This is a genomic window from Streptomyces sp., assembly GCF_035563135.1.
In the GTDB taxonomy this organism is placed as follows: domain Bacteria; phylum Actinomycetota; class Actinomycetes; order Streptomycetales; family Streptomycetaceae; genus Streptomyces.
Genome location: NZ_DATMVN010000265.1, coordinates 1 through 2737, shown reverse-complemented (window position 1 = coordinate 2737; position 2737 = coordinate 1). Strand labels below are relative to the sequence as shown.

Annotated in this window: 1 protein-coding gene; it reads right to left on the bottom strand. The window is 72.5% G+C overall.

Annotated elements, in window-relative coordinates:
• Positions 1-2538: alpha-glucan family phosphorylase (glgP, locus tag VN520_RS11625; RefSeq protein ID WP_325746802.1), on the bottom strand; the 2538-nt coding region annotated here is incomplete at its 3' end.
• Between the last annotated feature and the right edge of the window lie 199 nt (positions 2539-2737).

Sequence of the window (2737 nt, the reverse complement as noted above, 5' to 3'; positions counted from 1 at the left end):
CACCCGCACCGTGTAGCCGAACGGGCCGGAGCGGTCGATCGTGACGGAGCCGCTGAACCGGTGCCGGCCGCCGCCCAGGTCCCCGTTGGGGGCCAGCAGCGCGTACCTGCGCTCGTGGATGTGGTCCGTCTCGGAGACCCGGCCGTAGCCGATCTCCGCCCGGACGTCCTCGGGGGTGAGCGAGCCGAGGGTGACGTAGGCGTGGACCCGCAGCTCGTCGCCGATCTGCGGCTCCTGCTCGACGCCCTCCGCGTCGACGTGCTCGACGCTCACCTCCGGCCAGGCCTGGCGCACCCGGCCCACCCAGCGGGACTCGGCCCGGGCGGCCGCGAAGCCGTCCGCGGCCGCCCGCCGCTGGGAGCGGGCGGCGGGGACGTAGAGCTCCCGGACGTAGTCGTCGACCATCCGCTTGGCCGAGACCCGCGGGCCCAGGGTCGCGAGGGTGTGCCTGACCATGGCCAGCCACTGGTGCGGCACGCCGTCGGTGCCCGGCTCCGAGCCCTCGGCGGCCTCGCCGTAGAAGCGGGGGGCCACGTGGTTCTCGATGAGCTCGTACAGGGCCGCGGCCTCGATGTCGTCGCGCTCGTCCGGGTGCGCGCCCTCGTCGGCGGTGGGGATGGCCCAGCCGTTCTGACCGTCGTACATCTCGTCCCACCACCCGTCGAGCACCGAGAGGTTGAGCCCGCCGTTGAGGGCCGCCTTCATCCCGGACGTCCCGCAGGCCTCGAGCGGGCGCAGGGGGTTGTTCAGCCACACGTCGCAGCCGGGGAACAGGGTGCGGGCCATCGCGATGTCGTAGTTGGGCAGGAAGACGATGCGGTGACGCACCTCGGGGTCGTCCGTGAAGCGCACGAGGTCCTGGATCATCCGCTTGCCCTGCTCGTCCGCGGGGTGGGACTTCCCGGCCACCACCAGCTGCACGGGACGCTCGGGGTTCAGCAGGATCTTCTTCAGCCGCTGCGGGTCGCGCAGCATGAGCGTCAGGCGCTTGTACGTCGGCACGCGCCGGGCGAAGCCGATGGTGAGCACGTCCGGGTCCAGCACCGAGTCGGTCCAGCCCAGCTCGGCGTCGGCCGCGCCGCGGGCCTTCCACGACGCCCGCAGCCGGGTGCGCACGTCCTGCACGAGCCGCTTGCGCAGCTCCCGGCGGACCGCCCACAGCTCGGTGTCCTCCACGGAGTAGACGTGCCGCCACCGGGCGGCCCGGTCCAGGTCCGTCCCGTGCGGGTCGAGGACCAGCTCGGCCATCCGCGGGTCGATCCAGCTGGTCACGTGCACGCCGTTGGTGATCGACCCGATCGGGACCTCGTCGTTGTCGAAGCCCGGCCACAGGCCCTGGAACATCTGCCGGGAGACGACGCCGTGCAGCTTCGCCACGCCGTTGGCCCGCTGGGCCAGGCGCAGGCCCATCACGGCCATGTTGAACTTCCCGGGGTCCCCGCCGTCGTAGTCCTCCGCGCCGAGGGCGAGGATGTTCGCGGTGGGCACCGACGGGGCGAGGCCGGCCTGGAAGAAGTGCTCGATCTGCGCGCGCTCGAAGCGGTCGATGCCGGCCGGGACGGGCGTGTGGGTGGTGAAGACCGTGCCGCAGCGCACCGCTGTGAGGGCCTCCTCCCACGTCATCGGCTCGGCGTCGCCGCGGGGCTCCATGAGCTCGGAGACGCGCTCGATGCCGGCGAAGCCGGCGTGGCCCTCGTTGCAGTGGTAGACCTCGGGCTCCGGAGCGCCGGTCAGGCGGCGGAAGACGCGCAGCGCGCGCACCCCGCCCATGCCCAGCAGCAGCTCCTGCTGGAGCCGGTGGTCGCCCCCGCCGCCGTAGAGCCGGTTCGTGATGCTGCGGGCGTGGTCGTCGTTGTCCGGGATGTCCGAGTCGAGCAGCAGCAGCGGGACGCGTCCGACGTCCGCACGCCAGATGTGCGCCGACAGGGACCGGCCGTTGGGCAGCGGCAGGGTCACCCTGGCCGGGGTGCCGTCCTCCTCCCGCAGCAGCGTCAGGGGCAGGCCGTCCGGGTCGAGGACCGGGTAGGTCTCCTGCTGCCACGCGTCCCGGGACAGGGACTGCTTGAAGTAGCCGTGCTGGTAGAACAGCCCGACGCCGACCACGGGCACGCCCAGGTCCGAGGCGCTCTTGAGGTGGTCCCCCGCGAGGATGCCGAGCCCGCCGGAGTACTGGGGGAGCACGGAGGTGATGCCGTACTCGGCGGAGAAGTAGGCGATCGACGCCGGCGCGTCGGCGGGCTGCGTCTGCTGGTACCAGAGCTCGTCGGTGAGGTAGCACTCGAGGTCGGCGTCGAGCTCCTCGATGCGCCGGACGGTCTCCGGGTCGTCGGCGATCTGCTGGATCTCCTCCCGGGTGAGCGAGCCCAGCAGCTTGACCGGGTCCCCGTGGACGGCCTCCCAGGCCTGGGGATTGAGGTCGGCGAAGAGCTGTTCGGTCGGGCGGTGCCACGACCAGCGCAGGTTCTTGGCCAGGCGGCTCAGGGGAGCGATGGACTCCGGCAGCACGGTGCGCACGGTGAATCTACGGATTGCCTTCACGCGGTCAGACTACCCGGCCGCCCCGCCGTGTCGCGGTAGTCAGCGGGCTTAACGATCGTCGGCTTTGTCGCTAACGTGGTGCGGGTGAGCCAAGCCAACACTCCTTCCCCGACCGACCCGGCCTCGCGCCCGGCCGGCACGCCCGCCCCTGACCCCTCGACGGCCCCGGCCGGCGAGATCCCGGACGCCGTCGTGGCCG